Source organism: Kitasatospora sp. HPM-01-4, from assembly GCF_051374625.1.
GTDB lineage: Bacteria > Actinomycetota > Actinomycetes > Streptomycetales > Streptomycetaceae > Kitasatospora.
This window is the reverse complement of the sequence record NZ_JBPQGP010000005.1, coordinates 8,902,228-8,926,469: the sequence shown is the minus strand read 5'-3', so window position 1 is coordinate 8,926,469 and position 24,242 is coordinate 8,902,228. Positions and strand designations below refer to the sequence as shown.

The window sequence follows — 24,242 nt, the reverse complement described above, 5'->3', positions numbered from 1 at the left end:
ACGGATCAAGGCGACGCTGTCATGGGAGCGGACCTGGCCTCGCACGTCGGAGTGCGGGCCTGGTCACGCCGGACAGGAGGGTGGCGTTCATGGCAGAGAGGCCTGATGCGCGGCGCGAGCACGCGGAGACCGGCACCGGTGGAAGGATCACCGGTCCTTCGATGTTCGCCGGGATCGCGCTGTCGGTGAGCGGGCCGCTCAGCATTCTCCTGGGCGTGGCCGGCATCGCACACGACAGCCTGTTCTCCCCCGCCGGTTATGCCTACCGGTTCGATCCGACCTCCTGGGGTTGGGTCCACCTGGTGGTCGGCGTGGCGCTGTCCGCCGCTGGCGTAGGGGTGTTGGCGGACCGGAGCTGGGGCCGGTGGACGGGGGTGGCGGTGGCTGCGATCAGCCTGATCACCCAGTTCATGTTCGTTCCGTACTATCCGGTGTGGTCGATCATCCTCATCACGCTCGACCTCCTCATCATCTGGGCGCTGAGCAGGTTCCAGGCCCACCCCGGCTAGAAGGCCGATGAAGAGAGCCGTCGGCCGGCCCGACGTCCTGTCCGGCGACCAGGGCCAGCAGACCCACAGAGTTCGCGGTCACGGTTGTCGTGGTGGCACCCCACCGGTTCGACCGGCGGGGTGCCGCACTTTTGACCTCGCCTGGGTGATGAAGCAGACCAGCCGCGTTCGACGGCGGGGGTCTGGTTTCGCAACCTGGCCTACCGCCTGGTGCTCCCGCAGCGGCCAGACGAGCCAGCGCTGTTGCGAGAGGCCGTCGAAAGCCTCTGGCTGCATGGACCGGACTGGGACGACATCGCGGCAGACCTGAAGCGGCGAGCCGACTCACTGGAAGCGGGCTGAGCCGAACGGGTTCTCGCCGGTGGGACGACCGCGTGTGCGCGCGCGGTCAATCATCCGTACGCTCACGGCAAACTCGGAGGCTCCCCGCATCGCTAGCATGCCGAAATGCCGGACGGAAGCCCGCGTCACGGCTTCCGGCAATGTGCGTGTACATGCCAACTCCACGCCTATTGCAGGCGGAATAAATAATGCGCATATGCAATTACTGTGGCTGGTGTGCGGTTACCCGGCACGGGTCGACCGCAACCGGCCCGCAGCACATGGAGCCACCGACTTGGAGTCTGCCTTGAGTTCGCTCTTCACTCCCTACACCCTGCGGTCGCTGACCATCCCCAACCGCATCTGGATGGCGGCCATGTGCCAGTACAGTGCGGCGCCGGAGGGCGACGCGGTCGGTGCCCCCACGGACTGGCACTTCGCACACCTCGCCGCACGCGCCTCCGGCGGGACCGGGCTGATCATCACCGAGGCCACGGCCGTCAGCCCTGAGGGCCGCATCACCCCCTATGACCTCGGCATCTGGAACGAAGCCCAGGCCGCCGTGTTCGAGCGCATCACCGCGTTCCTGAAGAGCCAGGGCACCGTCCCCGGCATCCAGTTGTCCCACGCCGGGCGCAAGGCGTCCACCGAGCGCCCCTGGGTCGACCGCGGGCGGCCGATCGCCCCCGACGAGCCTTACGGCTGGACCCCACTCGGTCCCAGCCCCTTGGCCTACAGGGAGGAGTCGACGACCCCGAAGGAGCTCACCCGGGAGCAGATCCGCGAGATCGTCGAGCAGTTCGCCGGGGCTGCCCGGCGCGCGCTCGCGGCTGGGTTCGAGGTCGCCGAGATCCACGGAGCCCACGGCTACCTGATCCACCAGTTCCTCTCCCCGTACAGCAATCACCGCACCGATGAGTACGGCGGTTCGCTCGAGGGACGGACCCGCTTCGCACTGGAAGTCGTCGACGCCGTCCGCGCCGTGTGGCCGCAGGAGCTGCCCGTGTTCTTCCGCATCTCGGCCACCGACTGGCTGGAGGAGAACCCCGAGGACGACCGCGAGGGCTGGACCGCGGATGACACCGTCCACTTGGCCAGGGAGCTCCAGGCCCGCGGCGTGGACCTGATGGACATCTCCACCGGCGCCAATGTTCCCGACGCGAAGATCGTGACCGGCCCCGGCTACCAGGTGCCCTTCGCCGAGCGGGTCCGCAACGAGACCGGCATGCCCGTGGCAGCCGTCGGCATGATCACCGAGCCGGCACAGGCCCAGGAGATCCTCACCTCCGGCAAGGCGGACGCCGTCCTCCTGGCCCGCGAACTCCTGCGCAACCCGTACTGGGCCCGTCGTGCCGCCGCCGAACTCGGTGGCGAGGTCGCCTCCCCGGTCCAGTACCACCGCGCCTGACGGCAGGCCCCGGCCGGTGCTTTCTGCCTTCCCCCCTCCTCCCACCCCTCCGATGGACTGCTGTGCGGCTTGGGCCGTCGGTTCGTGAGCGCTGACCCTCCAGCAGGCGTTGTGCTGGCGTGCACGCTCCACAACCGGAACCTGGGCTTGATGGGTACGGCTTGGACCTTCGCGATTCTGACCGGCCGGTACTGGTCCGCGGCCACCTATGGGGTGGTGGGCCATGGTCGCAAGGCGCTGACCGCCGACCTCCCGGCCGGCTTCGCAGCCGTGCTGAGCATCGAGGCCGACACCCTAGCCGCCCTGACCGGTATCGAACCGGCCTGCGGCACCACGGCACCCCGTGCGGCAGTAGCCGACATGGCCAGGCCGATCAGGGACGCCCGGCGCCTGACCGCCGATCAGGTGCGTCAGGTACGGCGACTGGTCGGCCAGGTGCCGGATCGGTCGTCAGCAGGCCGTCGGTGGGATGTCCAGGGCCTCGAGCTGGCGGGTGGTAATACGCCGGATAGCCACGACCGAAGGCCGCCACCCACGGAGTGGCGGCCTCCAGTGCCTTCTCGCGGCCGCCGTAGCGTATAGAAGCGGTCGGCGGCGCCGCCCGGCAGCAGGATCCACGCGGCGCCGAGGTCGCAGGCTGGATCGCCTGCGAAGAGGTCGCCGAAGTCGATCACGCCGCAGAAGGTGCCGTCCACGGTGAGGACGTTGTCGCATCGAGCGGAACCCGCGCCCTTTGACGTTCCAGCAGAACATGTAGGAGTTCGCCGCGAGCTCGTTCCCGGGTGGCGGCGGGGCTGCGACCGCCGATGGACGCGATCGCGGCGGAAGTCTCCTGACCTACGGGAAAGGGGCTCCGCCGGGGGTCCGCCGACTTCGAATGCGCCTCTGTTCGGTCTCCGCGTCCTCATGGATACGGGCATTACGCGGTCTCTTCATGCGGTTCGGTCACGACCTTGCCCAACGCTCCCGCGGCAGAAGGGCCTGAGCCATCTGCGTGGCCCGCTGCCGGGCGGGCAGGGCCAGTTCAGGCAGTCGACGGTTGCGCGGCTTGGTCGCGCAAGCCCCAGGTGTGCCCTCACGCACCCTTGACAGGTATACGCCATTTCGATTGAGTCGCCTCAACTCCCAAACCAGCGAGGAGAGGTGACGACACATGTCAGTCAAACGCGTTCTCGCATTGTTGTCCGCCGCGTTCACGGTGCTGGCGCTGGCCGTCCTGCTGCCCGCGGGCACGGCGGGCGCGGCGTCCTGCAGCACGTCTCTGAACCCCGGGCTCTGCGGCGCCCCGGGCGAGCGGACCGCGTTTCCCCGGGCCGGCTGCGACTACCCGAACTGGGTGGCCGGCCAGTACTACCCGACCGGTTCGATCGTCAGGTACACCAACGGCGGCTACTACCGGGCCACCCACGACAACCCCGGGTACGACCCGGTGATCAGCACCTGGTACTGGGAGCCCTACGCCTGCGACCCCAACCAGCCGCCCGGCCAGGGCCAGTTCCCGGTCAGCGAAGCCCAGTTCAGCCAGATGTTCCCGAACCGGAACTCCTTCTACAGCTACGCCGGTCTGACCGCCGCGCTCGGCGCCTACCCGGCCTTCGCCGCCACCGGCAGCGACACCGTCCGCAGGCAGGAGGCCGCCGCCTTCCTCGCCAACGTCAGCCACGAGACCGGCGGACTGGTCTACATCGTCGAGCAGAACACCGCCAACTACCCGCACTACTGCGACTGGAGCCAGCCGTACGGCTGCCCGGCCGGGCAGGCCGCGTACTACGGGCGCGGACCGCTCCAGATCAGCTGGAACTTCAACTACAAGGCCGCCGGCGACGCCCTGGGCATCGACCTGCTGGACAATCCCAACCTGGTGCAGACCGACTCCGCCGTCTCCTGGAAGACCGCGCTCTGGTACTGGAACACCCAGCGGGGCCCCGGCAGCATGACACCGCACGACGCCATGGTCAACGGCCGCGGCTTCGGTGAGACCATCCGCAGCATCAACGGCTCGATCGAGTGCAACGGCGGCAACCCCGCCGAGGTCCAGGACCGGATCAACGCGTACCAGAACTTCACCCGGATCCTCGGCGTCGATCCGGGGCCGAACCTGAGCTGCTGACGGCGGCCGTCACGGTCGGTGGCCCGGGCCGTCCACTCCCGGTGCCATCGGCCGAAGCAGCTGGCCACGGCCCGCCCCACCGGGGCGAGGCGTCTTCCGACACACAGGCGCCGGCCGGACCGAGGGTCAGTGGCCGGCGCTGACGCCGCCGTCGACGTGGAGGATCTCACCGGTGACGAACGGGGCCCTCTCCAGGTAGATGACCGCATCGACGATGTCGCTCACCTCGCCCATCCGGCCCATCGGGTGCAGGGCGGCGAGGGCCTGGCGGTCGTCTCCGGCGTGCATGGGGGTGCTGATGGTGCCCGGCGAGACGGCGTTGACGCGGATACCGCGCTTGGCGTACTCGATGGCGAGGGACTTGGTGGCGGACTGCAGACCGCCCTTGGTCAGCGAAGCCAGCACCGAGGGGACCTTGGAGTTGGCATTGTCGACCAGGCTGGTGGTGAGGTTGACGACATGGCCGCCCGCCTGGGTCAGCATGTGGGCGATGGCCAGCTGGGTGATGTGGAAGAACCCGGCGAGGTTCACAGCCGTCACGGCGGCGTAGTCGTCCGCGGTGTAGTCGGTGAAAGGCTTGGCGACGAAGAGACCGGCGTTGTTGATCAGGGTGTCGATCCGTCCGAACCGCTCGACGCCGGCGGCGATGACGCGTTCGGCGGTGGCGGGGTCGGAGATGTCACCCCGGACGGCCAGGATGCCCGAGTCGTTGCCGGGGGCGATCGAGCGCGAGGTGGCGACGACGGCGTAGCCGAGCTTGCGGTAGGCGTCGACGAGGCCGGCACCGATGCCCTTCGACGCACCGGTGACGACTGCGACCTTCTGGTCCTGAGAGCCCATGACGAACCTTCTCCGAGATGACGCGGGGAGATTCCCTGACGATGAGGTGGAGACTCCTCGACCCGGACTGCCCGACCGGTCGACTGCCTGGACAGTAGGCAGCCGGACGAGCGGAAGTCAAAGGTCAACACGGCCTGGACCAGGACCGGTTCCCTTCTCAGTCATCCGCGGGGCCACCCGGCCCATCCGCCCGGCCGGGCCTTCGACGGAGTCGGTGTCCTTGCCGCCGCCTCGTGGAACCTCCGTACCCCCAGCGCGTCCGCACCCGATCCGTCGTCAACCCGACCACCGGCCCGGCATCGAAAGGGTGGTTCCGATCTGATTTTCCCCACCCTCCGAGGGATCCGCGCAAAGATGCTCCGGTGCTTCGCCCTCGAAGCACCGGAGCGTTTGACCAGTGACTCGCGCGGCCCGCCCGCGCCATCGGAGGAGTGAAGATGTCCGCATTCCGTGTCATGGCCGCCATGACCTCGGCCGCCGTCACCGGCGCGCTGGCCCTGGCCGCCCCGGTGGCGGCCGCGCCCGCCGCGGGCTCGTTCGTGGTCAGCCAGTCGCAGTTCAACCAGATGTTCCCGAGCCGCAACCCCTTCTACACCTACCAGGGCCTGATCAACGCGCTGAGCGCCTACCCGGCCTTCACCACCACCGGAAGCGAGACGACCCGCAAGCGCGAGGCGGCGGCCTTCCTCGCCAACGTGAGTCACGAGACCGGCGGTCTGAAGTACGTCGTCGAGCAGAACACCGCCAACTACAGCCACTACTGCGACAGGAGCCAGCCGTACGACTGTCCGGCCGGCCAGAGCGCCTACTACGGGCGCGGACCGCTCCAGATCAGCTGGAACTTCAACTACAAGGCCGCCGGCGACGCCCTGCACATCGACCTGCTGCACAACCCGTACCTGGTGGAGAAGGACGCCGCCGTCTCCTGGAAGACCGGCCTGTGGTTCTGGAACACCCAGAAGGGCGCCGGCACGATGACCTCGCACGACGCGATGGTCAACAACAAGGGCTTCGGCGAGACGATCCGCAGCATCAACGGCGACCTGGAGTGCAACGGCAAGAATCCCGACGAGCGCCAGGACCGCATCAACCTCTACAAGAAGTTCGCCGGCCTCCTCGGCACCGACCCCGGCGGCAACCTCTCCTGCTGATCCGTACCTCGCCCTTCCCAGGGCCGGGTCAGCCGACTCCCCTGCCTCTGTGCCGAGTTCTTCCTACCGACCGAACCCGCCGAGCGTCGTTCGGCTCAGTTGTTCGAGGCCTTCGGCCGGGGGTGACGATCGCGAAGACCGGGTCCGGGAAGGCCGGGTAGCCGAAGACGGTGTCCGGCGCCGCGGTGTCGCCGTCCCCCGGACGAGCTTCTCAATCGCGGCATCGTCGAAGTTCTCCTTGAACCGGTGCCCCGCCAGCGCCAGGCCGTCGAACACGCGCCGGGCCAGAATGATCGTCGCCTGGGGCTCGCGGGCCGGTTCGAGCTTGCCGCGCGCAAGGTCCCGGCCAAGTCGGAGCGGCGCAAACTGATCAATCAACTATCCCTTTCTTTAGGTCAAGTTGATTGAGTGTCAAATAGAGATCGCCCTCCCTGTCGCAGCCCACGCCCCAGCTGGTCCGACGCCGCAGTCGGCACGCGGGGAAGTCCTCGGCAGCGCGGATCAGTTGCAGCAGTGTCCCGCCCATGGCGCAGTGCCCACTACCGGGCGCCGGTCACGCTCTGGAGCGCGAGGCTGATGGCCGGGGCGACCGGATCGGGATGATCGGCAAGGTGCGGGTCGGCTCGACCGCCACGGCGTGGCCGGTGGCGGCCAGGCCGCAGATGACGGCTGCCGCGACCACCGGCGACATGTCGTCGACGGCGGTAGGCCAGGGTGCGCGGACAGCTGTCCGATGCCGTTCACACCCGGGCTGTCCGCGCGCCCGAGTCGCGTGCGGCCGGGGGCGAGGCCGTGATCAGGGCTCGGACCGGGCCGAGGACCGTCAGAGCCATCGACGCCGCCGGGGGTCGGGGTGGAGGTTCGTTTGGTCGTATGCGACGCGACACCCGGTTGCTCCGGTCACATCCTGGAGGCGCGGGCGCCCACGCGCGGCACGGTTTCGCACGTCCGCGACGACAGGACGACGTCCGCAGCCCCCTCCCCGGCGGATCCGCGCTCGGCCACGGCTGAGCGCTGCCCGTTCACGGGCGCCCGCACCCCCGGCTCCGCCTTCCCGCGGGCGGCCGAGCGCACCAGAGAGGCACCGAGTATGACCGATATTGCCTATGTGAAGATCCATCCCGCGATCGGTATCGCGCGGGTCGGCAACAGCGAGCAGTTCTTCTACGGGCCGGAGACACCGGACGAGAAGCCCAGGGACCCGGGCTTCTACAAGGAAGGCACCGGCAAGATCAAGCGGCAGGCGGCGCGCTTCCGTGTCTACGGCTACGACAGGAACGGCACGGTCGTCCGGGAGATCCTGGACGGGCAGGACGGTGCCAGCGTCGAGTGGACGGTCCACCTGGCCAACCAGAAGGCCGCCTGGTACAAGTTCTCACTCGCACTGGACGTCCCCGAGGCCCAGCGTCTCTCGCAGGACCAGTACGGCCTGCGCAACGCCACGTTCGCCTCCAGAAACGACCTGCGCATCGATCCGGGAACCCGAACGATCTCGGGGGCGAGCCAGAGCGGGCAGAAGTTCGATACCGGAAAGATCAACGGTACCGCCGTCTACCTGGGCGAGTTGCAGACCGACGACAAGGGGCGGCTCGTCGTCCTGGGCGGCAGGGGCGGCTCGGCCTCGTTCACCAACCCCCCGACCAAGCTCACCACCTTCGGCAACAACGACGGCTGGCACGACGACACCTCCGATGGGCCCGTGACCGCCACGGTCAGGATCAACAACCAGGCGGTCGACGTGAAACCGGCCTGGGTGGTGGTCGCACCTCCGAACTACGCGCCGGACGTCAAGGGCATCGTGACGCTCTACGACCTGCTCCACGACCTCTTCGTCCAGAGCGGAGACCTGCACTCCCCCACCACCGTCACCTTCGACGAGCACATCAAGCCCCTGCTGCAGCGGTTCACCGGACACCAGTGGGTCAACCAGGGCTTCGCCGGCGAGTTCGGATGGAGGGGCCCCAACGACTTCACCTCGCCCCAACTGCTCGCGGTTCTGGGCAACAAGAAGGACCAGTACCTGGAGTTGCGGCGGCGCGTGTACTACCAGATGCGCAGCTACGACCGGGACGGCCTCTCCCCGCTGCCCTGGCCCTGGCTCTACGGAGACGCCATGGCCGTCCCCGCGCAGTCCCCACGGCAGTACGGCGTCCTGACCGTGACCCAGGAGCAGATGCTGGCCCTGTGGGTGATGGGGGACTTCGACGACAAGACGCCCCACACCACCTACACGTCACTGGACGACGCACCCGTCGCACTGCAGCCCGGGCTGCTGGACCGCGCTGCCCTGGACTACTGCCTCGCCGACGCGTTCCACCCCGGCTGCGAGGTCACCTGGCCGATCCGCCATGACACCATGTACATGGAGCCGTTCCGTATCCTCCACCGCCCGGCCGGCGATCCCGAGCCCGACTACGGCCCGTACCTCACGCCACAGCGCGCGCTGTCGGCCAACGGCCCCCTGCACGGCCAGATCCCGGGCGGCCTCACCCGCTGGATGGGCCTGCCCTGGCAGACCGACACCGCCAGCTGCCGCTCAGGCTACGAGCTGCGAGCCAACATCGGCCCCCGCTACAGCCCCTACCTGCCGACCTTCTGGCCCGCCCGGGTGCCCAACCACGTGCTGAAGAAGACCGACTTCGACATCGTCAACCAGAAGCCGAACAGCAGCGTCACCGAGGACCAGCGTGAACAGGCCTTCGAGAGACGCGCCGTGTGGCTGCGGTTCCTGAGCCCGGACAAGCTGACCGGCCTGCAGGACATGGTCGACAACTGGTCCAAGTTCGGCGTCGTCGAGACCAACAGCTACACGGTGGACGACAAGTTCCCGAAGGCGATCCTGGTGGAGTCCACCCCCGACCCCTCGCTCCCCCCGGTCGACGACCGCCAGAACCTCGTCAACGTCCATGTACGGGAAACCGGCCACCCCCGGCTCTCCGAGGCGGAGCGCACCACCGTCAACGAGCAGACGGCCCAGGAGATCGCCCGGACCACCGAGTTCCGGCCCGAGGAGATCTCGGCCGGCTACATCGCCAAGGTCGACCCCTTCCGGGACGCCGGATGACCACGGCGGCGCCCACCGGCGGTCTGGCCGCCCTGAACCGCAGCGGGTACGACGCCGTCATCGCGGGCGGCGGACCGGCAGGCGCCGCCGCCGCCCTGACCCTGGCCCGAGCGGGACGCGCTGTCCTGCTCGCCGATGCCGGCAGCGGTCCCCCGAAGACGGGCGAATCCCTCGTCCCCGCCGCCCGGCTGCTCCTCCACGACCTCGGCGTCGACGTCCGGGCACTCGACGCCGACCACCGCGCCTGCCACGCCACCCTCTCCGCCTGGGGCTCGCCGCGGCTGCACCGGACGGACTTCATCACCGACCCGTACGGCCACGGCTGGCACCTCGACCGCCCGGCCTTCGACCGCCTGCTGCGCGCCTGCGCCCGGGCCGACGGGGTGCGGGTCGCCGAACGGACCGCGATCTCCCACCCCGTGCCGCAGCCGGACGGCGGGTGGCAGGTGACGGTGCGCACCGACACCACGGCGCGCACCGTGCGATGCCGGTGGCTGGTCGACGCCACCGGTCGCCGGGCCTCGCTCGCCACCCGCTGCGGAGCCCGGCGCCACCGCTACGACCGCCTGGTCGCCGTCCACCTGCGACTGACCCCCGACGCCTCCGACACGGAGGAGGCCTCCCTCGTCGAGTCCGCCCCCGACGGATGGTGGTACACCGCACCCCACGCCCCCGCCCACCGCCTCGTCACCTACTTCACCGACACCGACCTGGTGCCGCCGGGACTCGGGAGGACCCGGACCTTCCTCGAGCGGCTCGCCGCCACCCGGCACACGGCCGAACGCACCTGGGGCCGCTCGCCCCTCGCGCAGGCGACGCCACGCCGGTGCGCCGCGCACACCGCACAACTGGAGCCGCTGGCCGGCGAGGGCTGGATCGCGGCCGGGGACGCGGCGATCGCCCTCGACCCGCTCTCCTCGCAGGGCGTCCTCACGGCTCTTTACTCGGGCCTGTGCGCCGGCCGGGCGGTCGACGCCCGGCTGCGTGGCGAGACCGACGCGCTCGACGTCTACGCAGCACGGCTGGGCGAGACCTTCGACGCCTACGTCCACGGCCACCGCGAGATCCACGCGTGTGAGGAGCGCTGGTCCAACCGCCCGTTCTGGCAGCGCCGGCGGTCACCGCTGCGTCCGGGCGGGATCCGGGGTGCGGGCCCGCCCGGTGGGGCTACCGCTTCTCGAAGGAACTGAGGATGCGTTCGGCCACCAGCGCCGGTTGGTCGGTCGGCAACGCGTGGCCCGCGCCGGGCACGACCTCCACCCGGGCGGAGGGCACGAGGCTGCGGAGGCGGTCGGCGACCTGCTGCGAGTCGTGCAGGGCGCTGCGCGCGCCGAGCAGGAACTGCGCGGGGACTCGCAGACGGTGCAGTTCCTCGTCGGAGAAGACCGGAGGCACCGGGAGCGCGCGGCGGAATCCCATCGACGCGCTTACCAGGCGCATCAGTTCGGCCTCCAGGATCGTGCTGTTGTCGACCAGGCGGGCCAGCCGGGGGCGGAGCGGGCGCGGCGCCAGCCCGGCCAGACCGCCGACGATCACCCAGGTGTAGAACCGCCTTCCGGGCTCGGCGAAGCCTGCGGGATCCACCAGGGTGAGTGCGGCGACCCGGCCGGGGTGGTGGATCTGGTGGTTGAGCGCCAGCCAGCCGCCGTAGGAGCAGCCGACGACATGAGCCGCCGTCACCTCCAGTGCCGCCAGGAGTTCGTCGAGCCAGGCCGCGCCGTCCCGACCGTCGCTGATCGGGGCGGTCTGCACGCTCGCGCCCGGCTCGCCGACCGTGTCCACGGCGATGACCGAATGGTGCCGGCCCAGCGCTTCGAGGTACCGGTACCACATCAGCGAGTTGCCGCCTGATCCCGGCAGCAGCACGATCGGCTCGCCGCTCTGCGGGCCGGTCCGGTAGACGCGGGTGGTTCCGAACGCGGTCGGGATGTCGAGCGCCGTCCGCGGCCCGGGCCACAGTTCCTCCAGAGCCCGCTCATAGGCGGCACGGAACCGGTCTGAGGCCTTGTCGCTCTTGAACTCGCCAATTCTCATGATACATGTGTATCACGGCATGATACAGGTGTACCAGAGAGAGGGAGGTCGCATCATGACCGCGCGGGTCGATCACGAGGAACGCCGAAGGCAGATCGCCGAGGCACTGCTGCGCATCGCCGACACCCAGGGGCTGCAGTCGGCCAGCATGCGGGCGGTCGCCACCGAAGCCGGCGTCTCGCTGCGCCTGGTGCAGTACTACTTCACCACCAAGGAAGCGCTTCTACTGGACGCGCTGGCCAGACTCGGCGCCCAACTCCAGGCCCGCATGGGCGAATGGATCAGCGCGGCGGGCTCACCGCCCACGCCGCGCAGCCTCGTGACCGCGGTCCTGTCGAGCATCCTGCCGACCGATCCGGAAAGCCGCCGGATCACCAGGACCTACGCCGCGTACTACACACTGGTCCTCAGCGATCCCGCACTGGTGGAGAAGCACGGCACGGCCCAGCCCGACCTGCTCGAGGCCTTCCTCGCCAAGCAGATCCGCGCGGCCCAGCAGGCCGGGGAGGTCGATTCCGACAAGGACCCCCAGATGACCGCCGCCGGACTGGCGGCCATGGTCAACGGCCTGGGCTCAAGCGTGCTGGGCCACCAGCGCACCGGCGACTCGGCCATGGCGATCCTCAACCACCACCTGGACCAGCTGTTCCGCTCACCCTGAGCACCGGCGAGGGCCACCCACGCCCTGGGGCAGCAGGGCGTGGGCGAAAGCCGGACGGACGGCCGGAGAGCATCAACTTCGAGCGCTACCACCGCGATCGACAGCTCACTCCCCGTCAGAACCCCTCTCCGGGAACTGCCGGCGTCCCGCACCACCCTCTTGGCGGAACACTTGAGATGATGCTTAAATACCTATCAATTAGGAAAGTTTCCTAATGTTCCCCAGGTGCTGTGCCATCGTGGCGGCTCGCGCCGCCCAGGAGTACCCGCACGCCCTCACGGCCGCCCACCCGGACGGATCCCCGACGACCTCGGGCCGGCCGGGCCACCAACGAGGTGCTGTGTGAGCGGCAACCGGGCGGCTGCCTCCCGGCCGAACGGGCCGAACGGGCCGAACGGGCCGACGGCCACCGCAGCACACCTGAACCGACGACTCATTTCTGACGTTCCATCAACTACCAGACTGTGCCGTGCCTTCCCTGCCGACAGGAAGGGCAACCGTGCCCCGCAGAGTGATGCAGTCCCTGACCAACGGCGTCGCGCCCTCCACCCCACCCTCGGACGCCGCCTGAACGGTCGTCCCCGCCCTCCCAGACCCACAATCGGTCGGCGGTACAGCCGAGTTGGAGCATCGGCCCAGCGCGCATGACAGCGGAGATCCACACAACCGGCGGGTCGCCGCAGTCGACCCTGGCATCCGGCGCGCACGCTGCCGGATGACGTCCGCCGGGCCCGTCCGTCGCCGCAGGCCTGACGTAGCGTCAGAAATGGCTTTGGCATTCCGCTCGATCGCACGCCGGCCTCGGACTCCAGACCGGACAGACCGGACCCGCCCTCACGGGCCGGATCGCGCACACCTTGTCCCACTCACCGAACCCCACCACCGAAAGGAACGGAACATGCACGGATCGAGGCGCGTACGCCAGTGGTCGAGTGCGGCGCTGGCCGCTGGAGCGTTCGCGATGCTCAGCGCATCGCCCGCTCTCGCGGACATCCCGTTCAACCAGCCGATCAACGGCATCGCGACCTACTACGGTGACGCGGGCTACGGCGCGTGCGGCACGCCCATCAACGCGTCGCAGGACATGCTGGTCGCCGTCTCCCCCGCCTACTGGACGACCGCTAACAGCAACAACGACCCGCTCTGCCAAGGGGTTTCCGTCCAGGTGACCTACAACGGCGCCACCGTCACCGTTCCCGTCGCGGACAAGTGCGCGTCCTGCGACCCGACCCACGTGGACCTCAGCCAACCGGCCTTCCAGCAACTCGCCGATCCGTCACTCGGGTTCGTCAACGTCACCTGGCAGTTCGTCTCGACCGGTGGCGGCGCCGCCTCGGCCAAGGCGGTCGCCGCCCTCAACGCCAGGGCCACCGGCGCCACTTCGCACCGCTGACGCTTCCTCCCGCCCAGCTCACGGATCACGGTCAGGGCGCGGGAGCCGGGCGAAGTCCGGGCAGCATCAACCGGCTTCCCGGGCTTCCCGGTCTCCCCGCCCGCGCGGCCGGCACCAGGAAGCCTGCCTTCCCCGATGCGCCCCCTGAAGGCATGACGCACCGTCTTCGCTTCCGGAAAGGCGGATCGGAACCGGCCACCGGCCACCGGCCACCGGCCACCGGCCACCGCCGGACACGCCACCGAATGCGGAACAGTATTCCGAATCGTATTCAGTGAATAGACATATGTGTCAACTCCCCCCTCCACGCTTCTCCCTCCCACTTGGGAAGACGCCCTTTTCTATATTTTCCGCATGCCAGCCGTTGACCACCGTTAACCAACTCTGCTTTGCTACACCACCAACAGGCGGCAGAGATGACGGACGGTCAATTCGCGATGCGGATCAACCGGACGTTTTCGCAGGAACTGCCGCCTCTCCCTTCCCCACAAGGGACCACCCGCCGCCTTTGGCGCGCAGGTGGTCGGCACACGAGAGGAACCCTTACCCCATGGGTCACTCCCCCACCCGACGTGCGAAGTACTCGGTACTCACCGGTATAGCGTCACTTGCACTTGCGGCAGCCGGTTTCACCGCCGCCGCCCCGGCACAGGCGCAGGCCACGCCGAACGGATCCTCTGGCACCACCAACGAGTTCAACCCCTACAGCCCGCAGAACGAGCACCCGTACCGGCACGGCGTGATCCCGGGCGTCAAGCAGCACGAGAACATGAAGGCGTGGGCGGCATCCCACAGCGCCGCGGCCACCACCAGCAAGAAGACGCTGTCCTACGGCGGCGGCGTCGACGGCATCGGCGTCCAGAGCGGCCACTCCAAGGTCTACCTGGTCTTCTACGGCACCCAGTGGGGCACCCAGGGCACCGACGCCCAGGGCAACGCGACCTTCACCGGCGACCCGTCCGGCGCCGCGCCCGTCACCCAGCAGATGTTCAAGGGCATCGGCACCAACGGCGAGACCTGGTCCGCCGATCTGACCCAGTGGTGCGACGGCCCGAACGTGGCCGCCGGCGCCACCAGCTGCCCCTCGAACGCCAACTTCATCCCGTACCAGAGCGGCGGCGTGCTCTCCGGCGTCTGGTACGACAACTCGGCCGCCTCCCCCAGCAAGGCGACCGGCAAGCAGCTGGCCCAGGAGGCCATCAAGGCCGCCGACCACTTCGGCAACACCACCGCGGCATCCAACCGCGACGCCTACTACATCGTCCTGTCGCCGCACGGTACCAACCCGGACGACTACGCGAACCCGACCACCGGCTACTGCGCCTGGCACGACTGGAACGGCGACACCACCCTGACCGGCGGTGCGGCCGCCTCGTCCTACGGTGACATCGCCTTCTCCAACCAGCCGTACAACATCGACCAGGGCGCCAACTGCGGCGTCGGGTTCGTCAACTCCCCCGGCACCCTTGACGGCTGGACCATGACCCTCGGCCACGAGTGGCACGAGATGATGTCCGACCAGAACCCGGCCGGCGGCTGGACCAACCACGTGAGCGGCAGCACGTACAACGGCCAGGAGAACTCCGACGAGTGCGCCTGGCTGAAGCCCGGCACCACCGGCGGCGCGGCCAACGTGTCCTTCGGCTCCTTCGGTACCTTCGCCGAGCAGGCCAGCTGGTCCAACGACACCAACTCCTGCGCCATCTCGCACGCGATCCTTCACTGACCTCGCATCTCCGAACGAACCCGAGCGCACCGGGATGGGCCCATCGCCTGCCCCGGTGCGCTCGTCTCCACTCCCCGGGGGAGCTTCCGAGGCGGTGCCGGTCGAGGACGTCCGCATCGACACGGAACCGAATCGCCAATCCGGATGCACCAGTTGATCAGATTCGGGCACACTGCGCTGGTGAACACTGACACAGCCCCGTCTCCACAGGAACAGGCACTCCGTCATGTCGCATCGCTGTCATCCGGGGCCCCGGTCGACCCTTCGCTGCGAGTGACCCTGAACTTCCACCCGGACCGCACGGTGCACGGTCGGCCGATCCTGCTCGCGTTGGCCGAGGACGGCGTCTACTACTCGCAGTTCGTCACGGGCGCGAGCAACGGCGGCCTGACGGCCCACCCCGGCGGCGACCGGTGGCGCTGGGAGAGCCGGATCTTCGGGGGCGCGTACGACAGTGCGCTTGCTCACGAGCGGCCTGTCTACGGCGCACTGGACTTCCGACGCGAGCCGCTCGGCGGAGCGCCCCGGTTCGGCTCCGCACACTTCCGGCTGACTGCCGAGACCCTCCGACGAACCACCTTCTGCTACCCGGACAGCGTCTTCGAACCATCGGCCTTCGGTGTCGCGGCCAGTATGTCCCTCATCGAACTGGCCGAGGCCGATCGCCAGGACGCGCTCGACGACTACATCGAGGCGCAGGTGCACGGGCCGCTCCTGCTGAAGCGCGATGTCGAGGCACTGGTCCTGGACCCGAGCTATCGAGGAACGGCGGTGGAAGCGGCGGCCCGCAACCTGCCGTGCCCGCTCGAATGGCACCCGGGACTCCGACTCACCGTCGAAGAACTCCGACGCCACCCGGACTACCGCGGCCAGGAGTACGTCGACCTGGGAACCGAAATCGCCGTTGACGGCTACCTCAGTCCCCGGATCATCGGTGACGCCGCACGCACGGGGCTCCATGACCAGCAGGCGCTCAAGAGGGTATGGCACTGTCTGGCGCGCTTCGGGGCGCCCGAGGAGCGCGACGCGTGATCAGGCAGGAGTTCGGGCGGTTCCGACACCCGGCTCCACCACCAGCACTCTGCCCGGGCGGGTGACGGCGCCTACGCCAAGGGGACGAGGCGTCGGTGTTCGGCCGGGAGCCGGGGACAGACGGCCCGAGAGGGGACGCCGGCACAGGCCCGGAGCGCCGGCCCCCGAAAGCCTGGCCATGGGGCTGTCCCCCCGTGAAAGTGTCGGGCCAGCCCCAGCGCACCCGGGCCGCAGCGGGCGCAATGATCTTCTCAACCGCGTTTGACATCAAGAAGGTTGAGGAGATCTCACACATGACTGGTATCGGGAAGCGCCTCGCCGCGGCTCTCGCCCTGGCAGCGGCACTGGCCCCCGCGACGGCCGCCTACGCGTCACCGGCGGCGTCCGCGTCCGCCACCGCGCCGGCCCCCGTCCGCGCGCTGGACCGGATCGCCCATCCACTGCTGTCGGCGGAGCCGGGTACCGGCACGGCCGATCTGCGCGCCCTCGGGGCGATGGTCGGCGACGCCAAGGTGGTCGGCCTGGGCGAGGCCACGCACGGCTCGCACGAGTTCTTCGCGCTGAAGGACCGAGTCTTCCGCTACCTCGTCGAGCAGAAGGGATTCACCACCTTCGCCCTGGAGATGAGCTGGTCGGCCGGCCTGCGGATCGACGACTACCTCCAGCACGGCAACGGCGACGCACGGCAGGTCGTACACGAGACGATGGCCGGATCCCCCTGGGACCGCGAGGAGTTCGTGACCCTCGTCCAGTGGATGCGCGACCACAACCGCCGACACCCCGACCACCCGGTCCACTTCCTGGGCGATGACATCGGCGCGCCCAGCCTCGACGCGCCCGTCTTCGACGCGGTCACCGACTACGTCCGGCGGAGCCGTCCGGAGTCCCTGGCGCGCCTGAACGAGCTCCTCACCGGCCTGCGCCCGCTCGACGACGCCATCGGCTACCTGGAGCGGCCGCTCGCGGAACGGCAGCAGAACGCAGCCAGGGCACAGCAACTGCTTGAGCTGATGGAACATCAGGGAAAGCCGGGCGACGATGACTTCGAGTTCGCCCTGCAGAACGCGCGCGACATCGCCCAGACCTACACCTTCCTCACCGTCAACCCCGACGACCAGGCCTCGTTGACCGCCATGGAGCGCTACCGCGACCAGGTGATGGCCGAGACCACGATGTGGTGGCAGCGGCACACCGGCGGCAGGATCCTGCTGTCGGCCGCCGACGACCATGTCGGCTACACCTCCACCGACCCCACGACGTATCCGAAGACCCAGGGCTCGTTCCTCCACGACGCCCTGGGCGCGGACTACCTCGCCATCGGCACCACCTTCGACCAGGGATCCTTCCTCTCCAAGGACCAGGCGCTCGGCGGCGACTGGAAGAAGTTCACCGTCGACCCGGCCGGTCCCGGCACGAACGAGTACACGCTCGACCAGGTCCGGTACCGCGACTACTACGCCGACCTGCGCAAGGCCCCTGCCGACGCCCGCACATGGCTGGACATCGCGCGCCCCACGTACGACGTCGGCACGCAGTTCCCGAACGACGGCACGCCCGAGATCGCCATCGGCCGGGCCTATGACGTCCTGGTCCACCTCCACACCGTCCGGGAGGCGAGCAAGCTGTAGTGCCGGGAGGCCGGCCCCCGTCCTAGCCGACGGCCTCGGCTGCCACCGGGTCTCCGCGGCTCGCCCCGCCTCCGAGGCCAAGGAGACCGGAGCCGGTACACCCGGGGCCAGCCGCGGTTACCGGCAACGTGGGACCGGCGACAAGTCGAACAGGCTACTCGTGGGCCTCCCGGTGGGATCCGATCGGTGCCCGGCTGCGTCAGACCGGCACCATCGCCCACCGGCACGAGGAGACCCGATGCCCCTGAAGAGAACCGCCGCCGTCGCCCTGGCGCTGCTGGGGCTGGCCGGCTGCGCCTCCACCACGACGGTCCGGTCGACGCCCGCCCCTTCGCCGTCCGAGGTGGTCCTGGACGAAAACGCCGACCACACCACGGTCAAGGTCGGCGTCGGTACGAGGATCAGGGTCGAGCTGCACAGCACCTACTGGTCCGGCGCTGCCAGCTCCGCCACCGCACTGGTGGCGCCCAGCGGGTCACCGGAGACCTCGCCCGCTCCCTCCTGCCGCCCGGGCGGCGGCTGCGGGACCGTCAGCAGCGCCTTCGTCGCGCGCGCGACCGGCTCGGCCCTGCTGACCGCCGACCGGACCAGCTGCGGCGAGGCGATGAACTGCCCGCCCGGCCACCGGACCTACCGCGTCACGATCGAGGTCACCGGCTGACGCGCCGGACGCGGTCGCTCATCGGCGCCCGACAGCCCGGGGGGCCGAACAGGTCGCGGCGCCCCCGGGCTTTCGGGCGTCAGGCCAGCGCCAGGAAGAGCTTCTCGAGTTCGGCCTCGCTCATGGGCGGGGTGTCACCGTCGGCGGCGTTCATGCACTGGCGCATACCACTGGCGACGATCTTGAATCCGGCACGGTCCAGAGCGCGCGAGACGGCGGCGAGCTGGGTGACCACGTCCTTGCAGTCACGGCCGGCTTCGATCATCGCGATGACGCCGGCGAGTTGGCCCTGCGCACGGCGGAGCCGGTTGAGCACTGCACTGACCGCGTCCTCGTCGACCTGCATGGGTCACCTCCGCTGGACTGATCCCGATATTCTGCGAGTATACCTCAGGGGGTATTGGGACTGGATGTTCACGGAGCGACCGGGCCGCTGGCATGAGTACGCCCACCGGGCCGGCCCGTGAAAGGCGGGCAGGCCGCCCCTTGGGGGGTTCGGTCAGTTCTCGGGCCGGACGAGCGTGGCGGCATCGGTGTTGGCGCCGCACAGTACCACGCAGACCTTCTCGCCACTGCCCGGCCGGTAACCGCGGCTCGGCACGGTGGGCTGGGCGGACGGATCCCGTTCGGGCACATGCTGGTCCGGGCCGGTCAGGGCCGCCAGGGCGGTGGCGGCACCGTGCTCGACCGCGACGCGCCGGTGCTCCCACAGCGCCTGGCGGGCGCGGACGATCTCGCCGTCCGCCACCAGCACGGAGCGCACGCCGTCCTGCTGGGCGGTGTGCAGGGCCATGGCGGAGGCCCGGCGGGCGCCGAGGGAGTCGACGGCGACGGAGTCCACGGGGACGTCGACCGGGCGGCCGGCCGCGAGCGCGGCGTTCAGCGCACGGCAGTTCTCCGGCTCCACGGCGACGGTGCGGATGCCGTGGTGCCGGGCGGCGGTGGCGACCCCGGCGAACAGGCCGCCGCCGCCGACCGCGACCACCACGGTGTCCAGGCCGGGGATCTGCCGGCGGATCTCCTCCAGCAGCGTGCCGGCCCCGGCCGCGACCAGCGGATGGTCGTAGGCGTGCGAGGTGAGCGCGCCGCTGGCCGCGGCGAACTCCTCGCACGCGGCCAGCGCCTCGGCGTACTCCGAGCCGACCAGCCGCACCTCGGCGCCGTAGCCGCGGAGCCTGGTGATCTTCACCTGCGGCGCGTTGGCCGGCAGGAACACGGTGGCCCGAACTCCCTGCTGCTGGGCGGCCCACGCGCACGCCAGCCCGGCGTTGCCGCCCGAGGCGATGGTCACCCCGGCGTCGGGGAGGGAGCCGGCCTCGCGGTGGGCCTGGATGAAGTTCTGCGCGCCCCGGGCCTTGAACGAGCCGGTGTGCTGCATGAACTCCATGGCCAGCCACACCTCGCACGGCTCGGCGGACCGCTCGTCCAGGGGATCGCCGTGGGCGGTGCGGATCGCACCGGGGTCGACCGGGGCCAGGGCGACGGGGCGGATGCGTCCGGCGATCCGGTCGGTGGCGGCCTCGATGTCGCCGTACGTGAGTTGGTGCACTTCGTCGCTCCTGCCGAGAGAGGGCCACGACCAGGCGGTGAGCTCCGTGAGGAGGGGGAAGCCCAGCGTGATGGTACGCCGCACCGTACGTTGACTCGCATGCCAAGGCAATCCACTTCCCTGGACCTCGCGACTCCCGAACGGATCGAGGAGCAAGCCCTGTTGATCGTGGATCAGGCCGGACACACCGCGCTCAGCATCCGCACCCCGGCCGCAGCGCTGGACATCTCGGTGGCCTCGCTCCAGCGCCGGTGCACCCGACCTGGCCGGGCTGCTGGACCTGGTGAGGTAGGCGCGCGGACGGCATCCTCGCCGCCTGCCGCGACCGGACCGCCGCGCCGGAACCGGCCCACGGCCGGACCGCCGTCGCGGGTCGCTCGCCTCGCCGGGCCGGGCCCGCGACATCCGCGGGCCCGGCGGGTGATCATCCTCGAAGTGCGGCGAGGGTTTCCTCGATGGCGGGCTGGCCGGGCCGGGGACGGTTGTAGGGCAGTCGGCCGAGCAGCGCGCCCATCGCGCAGGTGTTGCTGAGTGCCGAGAAGAGCAGGCCGCCGCCGACGGCCGCCGACAGCCAGCGGGCTCCCGGCAGTACGAGGTCGGCGAGCATGCCGGCGACCACCAGTGAGCCGGCGGCCAGGCGGACCTGGCGGTCCATGGCCCACACGGTGCGAGCTCCGGCCGGGCGGTCGACCGGGTGACCGGCCCTCTCCCAGGCGGAGGTGCCGCCGGTCACGGTGGCGGCGGCGACACCAACGGCGGCCAGCTTCCCGCACGCGGTCTGGGAGCGCGCCCCGGAGGCGCAGACCATGGCGAGCTCACCGCGTTCGGCGGCCGCGCGCAGGACCGGTACCGCCCGGTCGAGCTGGTCGAGGGGGATGTTGTGCGCGCCGGGGATGTGGCCCGCGGCGAACTCGCCCGGGGAGCGGACGTCGATGAGGGTGAGCCGGCCGAGGCGTTCGTGGAGCTGCTCGGTGGTCAGGGGTGTTGCCATGATGATGTGGTCCTTCGTGTTCGGGTCGGGGGGTTGTCGTAGGGGGCCGTCGGGGTTTGGGTGTCTTGCCGTCGGGCGGGGCCGACGGCGGTCCTCGGGGGGGTCGGCGGGTCAGCGCAGGGCGTCGACGAGCATCAGTGCGGCGACGGCCAGCAGGGCGAACGCGAACGTCCGCTGGAGCGCGGGGCCACTGAACCGGTCGGCGAGCCGTTTGCCGTCCCAGGCGCCGAGCACGGCGGCGGCCGTGAACGGCGCGACCACCGCCCAGTCCAGGTTCCCGGCCGCACCCAGGCGCGGCACCAGGGCGGCCATGGCGTTGCCGCTGATCACCAGCAGGCTGGTGCCGACCGCCTCCGCCATGGTGAAGGCGAGGGCGGAGACCAGGGCGGGAACGGTGAGGAAGCCGCCGCCGACGCCCAGCAGTCCGGTGATGGCACCCAGTCCCGCGCCGGTCGCTACCGAGCGCACCGGCCCCGCGGGCTGGGCCGCGCCACCGTTCTCGTGGGGTGCGGTGCCCGCGAGCCCGGGAGCCTCGCCGCCCGGATCGGCGGCTCGGCGGGGTGCGAGCATACGCCAGGCCGCGATACCGGCCAGGGCCGCGAAGGCGGCGGTGAGCACGCCGGCGGGCAGCCGGGACGAGAGGGCGCCCGTGGCTGCCGCCGCGGGCAGGCCGGCCAGGACGAACGCGGCGCCGGTACGCCAGCGCACCCGCCCGGCCCTGGCGTGGGCGAGCAGGCCGGCCAGGGAAGTGACCGCGACGATCACCAGGCCGGCGGTGGTGGCGTGGGCGGGGGTGAAGCCGAGCAGATAGATCAGGGCCGGGACGGCCAGCATGCTGCCGCCACCGCCGAGCCCTCCCAGGGCCAGGCCGACGACACCGCCGCCGACCAGCGCGAGGATGAGCGAGGTCATATGACACCACCGCTCCGGCCGGGCGATGCGACGACCGGATGCCCGGCCCGCGCCGCCGTCCCACCTGCGAGGTTCCGCGCCTCGACGCTCCGCCCGGCAAGGATCCCGGGGGCTCGCCGGGAGCGGCCACCGCACCGGCGGATCGCCGGTACCTGCCGCCCGTGGGCCTCTCCCAGCGGAGTCCGTCCCGGGGCACGGCCGATGAGCGCTGCCGGGACCGCGCGGGGTGCGCGACCGGCTGCGAACCCGCCCTCCTCGCGGACGGTGAGCGACACGGCCCGGCCGCCGCGGAAACGGCCGCGCACCGCGACGGGCGCCGACCTCCCGGGATCGGGCAGCAGATGGAACCACGACATGAGTTGTCCTCCGATGGGTGTGGCACAGACGGACCGGAAACGTCGGCCTGGCGCCGGTGACTTCGTCGGCGGTCGCAGCTCGGCGACTCATCCGATCCCCCCTGTCCGCCGACAATAATACCCACGGGGGTATTCTGGAAGTCGCAGAGATACCCCCACCCGTATCGGTAACAGCCACACTCCGGCGCGTGACCGACTTCCGAAATATACCCAGGGGGGTATCGTGGACAGAGTTCGGCTCCCCGCAGGAGGTCCCTCGCGGACTTCGCCCGGTCATCACGAGCACGCCCGCCGGAATCAATACCCCTAGGGGTATATTCGAGCCGTGGCCAACCCTTCAGACTCCGAAGAAGAGGAGACAATCCCATGATCTTCAGCCAGTACTACCTCGACTGCCTCTCCCAGGCCTCCTACCTGATCGCCGACGAGACCACGGGCCAGGCCGTGATCGTCGACCCCCGCCGGGACGTCGACGAATACCTCGCCGATGCCACCGCACGCGGCCTGACCGTCGTCGGCGTCATCAACACCCACTTCCACGCCGACTTCCTCGCCGGCCACCTCGAACTCGCCGCCCACACCGGCGCCTGGATCGGCTACGGCCGCCGCGCCGAGACCGAGTACCCCATCCGCCACCTCACCGACGGCGAACGCATCTCCCTCGGCGACGTCACCCTCCAGATCTTGGAGACCCCCGGACACACTCCCGAGTCGATCAGCGTCCTCGTCCACGAGCACGCCACCGACGAAGCCCCCTACGGCGTACTCACCGGCGACGCCCTGTTCATCGGTGACGTCGGCCGCCCCGACCTGCTCGCCTCCGCCGGTGTCACCGCCGAGGAACTCGGAGCCATGCTCTACGACAGCGTCCACCGCAAGCTCATGGCCCTGCCCGACCAGGTCCGCGTCTTCCCCGCTCACGGCGCCGGCTCCGCCTGCGGCAAGAACCTCTCCACCGAGAAGCAGTCCACCATCGGCATGCAGCGCCTGACCAACTACGCCTGCCGGCCCATGGATCAGGACACCTTCGTCCACATCGTCACCGCCGGCCAGTCCGCCGCCCCCGCCTACTTCGGCCACGACGCCGCCCTCAACCGGCAGGACCACCCGCTGCTCGACCGCACGAACGCCGCCCGCCCCCTGTGCCCCGAAGGCTTCAAGGAGGCCCGTGCCGCAGGCGCCGTCGTCCTCGACGCCCGCAACCCCCAGGACTTCGGCGCGGGACACGTCCGCGGCGCCATCAACGTCCCCGTCGACGGCCGCTTCGCCGAACAGGCCGGCACCGTCCTCACCCCCGACAGCGACATCGCGATCATCGCCCCGCAGGATCGCGAGGACGAGGTCATCACCCGCCTCGCCCGCATCGGCTTCGACCACATCGCCGGCTATCTGCGCAACCCCGGCAACGCCCTGCCCGCCCTCGCGGACGACGTCACCCCCGCCAGCCGCCTCACCGCCGACCAGCTCCGCACCGCACTCGCCGGCGAGCAGCCCCCCACCGTCCTGGACGTGCGCACCTGCGGCGAACGCGAAACAGGATTCATCGAAGGGTCCCTGCACATCGCCCTGGCCGAACTCCCCCACCGCCTGCACGAGATCCCCACCGACCGCCCCCTGGTCGTCCACTGCGCCAGCGGCCACCGCTCCTCCATCGCCGCCAGCCTGCTGCGCCACCACGGCCGCACCGACGTCTCCGACCTCCTCGGCGGCTACAGCGCCTGGCACACCCTCACCCACCCCGCCCACGCCTGAACCCAGCCACCCCGGCGCCGGGGCCATCGCCCGGGCACGCCCCCACAGCGCTCATCTCCGGTCGTGCCGCCGCCCTTCCACACCCTGGGGGAACAGAGGTCTTCGCAGGGCGTGGAAGGGCAGCGTTCGGCCGCCGAGTACGCC

20 protein-coding genes and 1 pseudogene are annotated in these 24,242 nt (G+C 70.3%); 13 read left to right on the top strand and 8 right to left on the bottom strand.

Annotated features, from left to right (window positions below; all coding sequences use genetic code 11):
• The first annotated feature begins 89 nt into the window (after positions 1–89).
• Together ACSMTC_RS38425 and ACSMTC_RS38420 are read left to right on the top strand one after the other, a co-directional pair.
• On the top strand, positions 90–509 hold the full coding sequence (locus ACSMTC_RS38425) for a DUF7144 family membrane protein (RefSeq protein ID WP_436564395.1): 420 nt from the start codon (positions 90–92) through the stop codon (positions 507–509).
• Between the two features lie 628 nt (positions 510–1,137).
• Positions 1,138–2,238, top strand: a complete 1,101-nt coding sequence (locus ACSMTC_RS38420; protein ID WP_436564394.1) for an NADH:flavin oxidoreductase/NADH oxidase — start codon at positions 1,138–1,140, stop codon at positions 2,236–2,238.
• Positions 2,239–2,648: 410 nt separating this feature from the next.
• Here the strand turns inward: ACSMTC_RS38420 and ACSMTC_RS38415 are convergent.
• Positions 2,649–2,945 (bottom strand): annotated as a pseudogene (locus ACSMTC_RS38415) (phosphotransferase); the annotation flags it as partial.
• A 446-nt stretch (positions 2,946–3,391) separates the two neighbouring features.
• Here ACSMTC_RS38415 and ACSMTC_RS38410 point away from each other — a divergent pair.
• Positions 3,392–4,348 carry a glycoside hydrolase family 19 protein gene (locus ACSMTC_RS38410; RefSeq protein WP_436564393.1) on the top strand — a complete coding sequence of 319 codons (957 nt, stop codon included), beginning with the start codon at positions 3,392–3,394 and terminating at the stop codon, positions 4,346–4,348.
• Positions 4,349–4,474: 126 nt separating this feature from the next.
• On the opposite strand, the gene ACSMTC_RS38405 is transcribed toward ACSMTC_RS38410, so the two are convergent.
• Positions 4,475–5,188 carry an SDR family NAD(P)-dependent oxidoreductase gene (locus ACSMTC_RS38405; protein WP_436564392.1) on the bottom strand — a complete coding sequence of 238 codons (714 nt, stop codon included), beginning with the start codon at positions 5,186–5,188 and terminating at the stop codon, positions 4,475–4,477.
• Between the two features lie 437 nt (positions 5,189–5,625).
• Here ACSMTC_RS38405 and ACSMTC_RS38400 point away from each other — a divergent pair, with 437 nt between their 5' ends.
• A complete protein-coding gene (locus tag ACSMTC_RS38400; RefSeq protein ID WP_436564391.1) occupies positions 5,626–6,339 on the top strand; it encodes a chitinase in 714 nt (237 codons plus the stop codon).
• 63 nt (positions 6,340–6,402) lie between these two features.
• Here the strand turns inward: ACSMTC_RS38400 and ACSMTC_RS38395 are convergent, their stop codons facing one another.
• Positions 6,403–6,717: a hypothetical protein gene (locus ACSMTC_RS38395; protein WP_436564390.1), complete on the bottom strand. Its 315-nt coding sequence runs from the start codon at positions 6,715–6,717 to the stop codon at positions 6,403–6,405.
• A 712-nt stretch (positions 6,718–7,429) separates the two neighbouring features.
• On the opposite strand from ACSMTC_RS38395, the gene ACSMTC_RS38390 reads away from it, so the two are divergent.
• Positions 7,430–9,403, top strand: a complete 1,974-nt coding sequence (locus ACSMTC_RS38390; protein WP_436564389.1) for a LodA/GoxA family CTQ-dependent oxidase — start codon at positions 7,430–7,432, stop codon at positions 9,401–9,403.
• Positions 9,400–10,593, top strand: a complete 1,194-nt coding sequence (locus ACSMTC_RS38385; RefSeq protein ID WP_436564388.1) for an NAD(P)/FAD-dependent oxidoreductase — start codon at positions 9,400–9,402, stop codon at positions 10,591–10,593. Before ACSMTC_RS38390 ends, ACSMTC_RS38385 begins: the two co-directional genes overlap by 4 nt.
• Here ACSMTC_RS38385 and ACSMTC_RS38380 read toward each other — a convergent pair.
• Positions 10,571–11,437, bottom strand: a complete 867-nt coding sequence (locus tag ACSMTC_RS38380; protein WP_436564387.1) for an alpha/beta fold hydrolase — start codon at positions 11,435–11,437, stop codon at positions 10,571–10,573. The genes ACSMTC_RS38385 and ACSMTC_RS38380 overlap by 23 nt on opposite strands.
• A gap of 55 nt (positions 11,438–11,492) precedes the next feature.
• On the opposite strand from ACSMTC_RS38380, the gene ACSMTC_RS38375 reads away from it, so the two are divergent.
• The 6 genes from ACSMTC_RS38375 to ACSMTC_RS38350 all read left to right on the top strand — a co-directional run bounded on the left by ACSMTC_RS38375 (position 11,493) and on the right by ACSMTC_RS38350 (position 18,538).
• Positions 11,493–12,098 (top strand): TetR/AcrR family transcriptional regulator, encoded by a 606-nt coding sequence (locus ACSMTC_RS38375; protein WP_436564386.1) that lies wholly within the window; start codon positions 11,493–11,495, stop codon positions 12,096–12,098.
• Between the two features lie 898 nt (positions 12,099–12,996).
• On the top strand, positions 12,997–13,491 hold the full coding sequence (locus tag ACSMTC_RS38370; protein WP_436564385.1) for a cysteine/serine endopeptidase inhibitor: 495 nt from the start codon (positions 12,997–12,999) through the stop codon (positions 13,489–13,491).
• A 550-nt stretch (positions 13,492–14,041) separates the two neighbouring features.
• Positions 14,042–15,217 (top strand): hypothetical protein, encoded by a 1,176-nt coding sequence (locus ACSMTC_RS38365; RefSeq protein WP_436564384.1) that lies wholly within the window; start codon positions 14,042–14,044, stop codon positions 15,215–15,217.
• Positions 15,218–15,361: 144 nt separating this feature from the next.
• Complete coding sequence (locus ACSMTC_RS38360) at positions 15,362–16,249, top strand: DUF3626 domain-containing protein (RefSeq protein ID WP_436564383.1); 888 nt, start codon at positions 15,362–15,364, stop codon at positions 16,247–16,249.
• A 293-nt stretch (positions 16,250–16,542) separates the two neighbouring features.
• A complete protein-coding gene (locus ACSMTC_RS38355) occupies positions 16,543–17,877 on the top strand; it encodes an erythromycin esterase family protein (RefSeq protein ID WP_436564382.1) in 1,335 nt (444 codons plus the stop codon).
• A gap of 238 nt (positions 17,878–18,115) precedes the next feature.
• Positions 18,116–18,538, top strand: a complete 423-nt coding sequence (locus ACSMTC_RS38350; RefSeq protein WP_436564381.1) for a hypothetical protein — start codon at positions 18,116–18,118, stop codon at positions 18,536–18,538.
• 79 nt (positions 18,539–18,617) lie between these two features.
• Here the strand turns inward: ACSMTC_RS38350 and ACSMTC_RS38345 are convergent, their stop codons facing one another.
• The 4 genes from ACSMTC_RS38345 to ACSMTC_RS38330 form a co-directional block, all read right to left on the bottom strand.
• Positions 18,618–18,884, bottom strand: coding sequence for a metal-sensitive transcriptional regulator (locus ACSMTC_RS38345; RefSeq protein ID WP_436564380.1), 267 nt, complete (start codon positions 18,882–18,884; stop codon positions 18,618–18,620).
• 153 nt (positions 18,885–19,037) lie between these two features.
• The gene (locus ACSMTC_RS38340; RefSeq protein ID WP_436564379.1) at positions 19,038–20,087 is read right to left on the bottom strand and encodes a threonine/serine dehydratase; all 1,050 of its coding nucleotides are present in this window, start codon (positions 20,085–20,087) and stop codon (positions 19,038–19,040) included.
• Between the two features lie 424 nt (positions 20,088–20,511).
• Positions 20,512–21,078, bottom strand: coding sequence for a rhodanese-like domain-containing protein (locus ACSMTC_RS38335; protein WP_436564378.1), 567 nt, complete (start codon positions 21,076–21,078; stop codon positions 20,512–20,514).
• Between the two features lie 111 nt (positions 21,079–21,189).
• The gene (locus ACSMTC_RS38330) at positions 21,190–21,990 is read right to left on the bottom strand and encodes a sulfite exporter TauE/SafE family protein (protein WP_436564377.1); all 801 of its coding nucleotides are present in this window, start codon (positions 21,988–21,990) and stop codon (positions 21,190–21,192) included.
• 722 nt (positions 21,991–22,712) lie between these two features.
• On the opposite strand from ACSMTC_RS38330, the gene ACSMTC_RS38325 reads away from it, so the two are divergent.
• Positions 22,713–24,098 (top strand): MBL fold metallo-hydrolase, encoded by a 1,386-nt coding sequence (locus ACSMTC_RS38325; protein WP_436564376.1) that lies wholly within the window; start codon positions 22,713–22,715, stop codon positions 24,096–24,098.
• The last annotated feature ends 144 nt before the right edge of the window (positions 24,099–24,242 follow it).

Coding starts and splice junctions, on each gene's coding strand:
- ACSMTC_RS38425 (WP_436564395.1), top strand. CDS start 90: ATGGCAGAGAGGCCTGATGCGCGGCGCGAGCACGCGGAGACCGGCACC.
- ACSMTC_RS38410 (WP_436564393.1), top strand. CDS start 3,392: ATGTCAGTCAAACGCGTTCTCGCATTGTTGTCCGCCGCGTTCACGGTG.
- ACSMTC_RS38405 (WP_436564392.1), bottom strand. CDS start 5,188: ATGGGCTCTCAGGACCAGAAGGTCGCAGTCGTCACCGGTGCGTCGAAG.
- ACSMTC_RS38400 (WP_436564391.1), top strand. CDS start 5,626: ATGTCCGCATTCCGTGTCATGGCCGCCATGACCTCGGCCGCCGTCACC.
- ACSMTC_RS38390 (WP_436564389.1), top strand. CDS start 7,430: ATGACCGATATTGCCTATGTGAAGATCCATCCCGCGATCGGTATCGCG.
- ACSMTC_RS38385 (WP_436564388.1), top strand. CDS start 9,400: ATGACCACGGCGGCGCCCACCGGCGGTCTGGCCGCCCTGAACCGCAGC.
- ACSMTC_RS38380 (WP_436564387.1), bottom strand. CDS start 11,437: ATGAGAATTGGCGAGTTCAAGAGCGACAAGGCCTCAGACCGGTTCCGT.
- ACSMTC_RS38375 (WP_436564386.1), top strand. CDS start 11,493: ATGACCGCGCGGGTCGATCACGAGGAACGCCGAAGGCAGATCGCCGAG.
- ACSMTC_RS38370 (WP_436564385.1), top strand. CDS start 12,997: ATGCACGGATCGAGGCGCGTACGCCAGTGGTCGAGTGCGGCGCTGGCC.
- ACSMTC_RS38365 (WP_436564384.1), top strand. CDS start 14,042: ATGGGTCACTCCCCCACCCGACGTGCGAAGTACTCGGTACTCACCGGT.
- ACSMTC_RS38360 (WP_436564383.1), top strand. CDS start 15,362: ATGCACCAGTTGATCAGATTCGGGCACACTGCGCTGGTGAACACTGAC.
- ACSMTC_RS38355 (WP_436564382.1), top strand. CDS start 16,543: ATGACTGGTATCGGGAAGCGCCTCGCCGCGGCTCTCGCCCTGGCAGCG.
- ACSMTC_RS38350 (WP_436564381.1), top strand. CDS start 18,116: ATGCCCCTGAAGAGAACCGCCGCCGTCGCCCTGGCGCTGCTGGGGCTG.
- ACSMTC_RS38345 (WP_436564380.1), bottom strand. CDS start 18,884: ATGCAGGTCGACGAGGACGCGGTCAGTGCAGTGCTCAACCGGCTCCGC.
- ACSMTC_RS38335 (WP_436564378.1), bottom strand. CDS start 21,078: ATGGCAACACCCCTGACCACCGAGCAGCTCCACGAACGCCTCGGCCGG.
- ACSMTC_RS38330 (WP_436564377.1), bottom strand. CDS start 21,990: ATGACCTCGCTCATCCTCGCGCTGGTCGGCGGCGGTGTCGTCGGCCTG.
- ACSMTC_RS38325 (WP_436564376.1), top strand. CDS start 22,713: ATGATCTTCAGCCAGTACTACCTCGACTGCCTCTCCCAGGCCTCCTAC.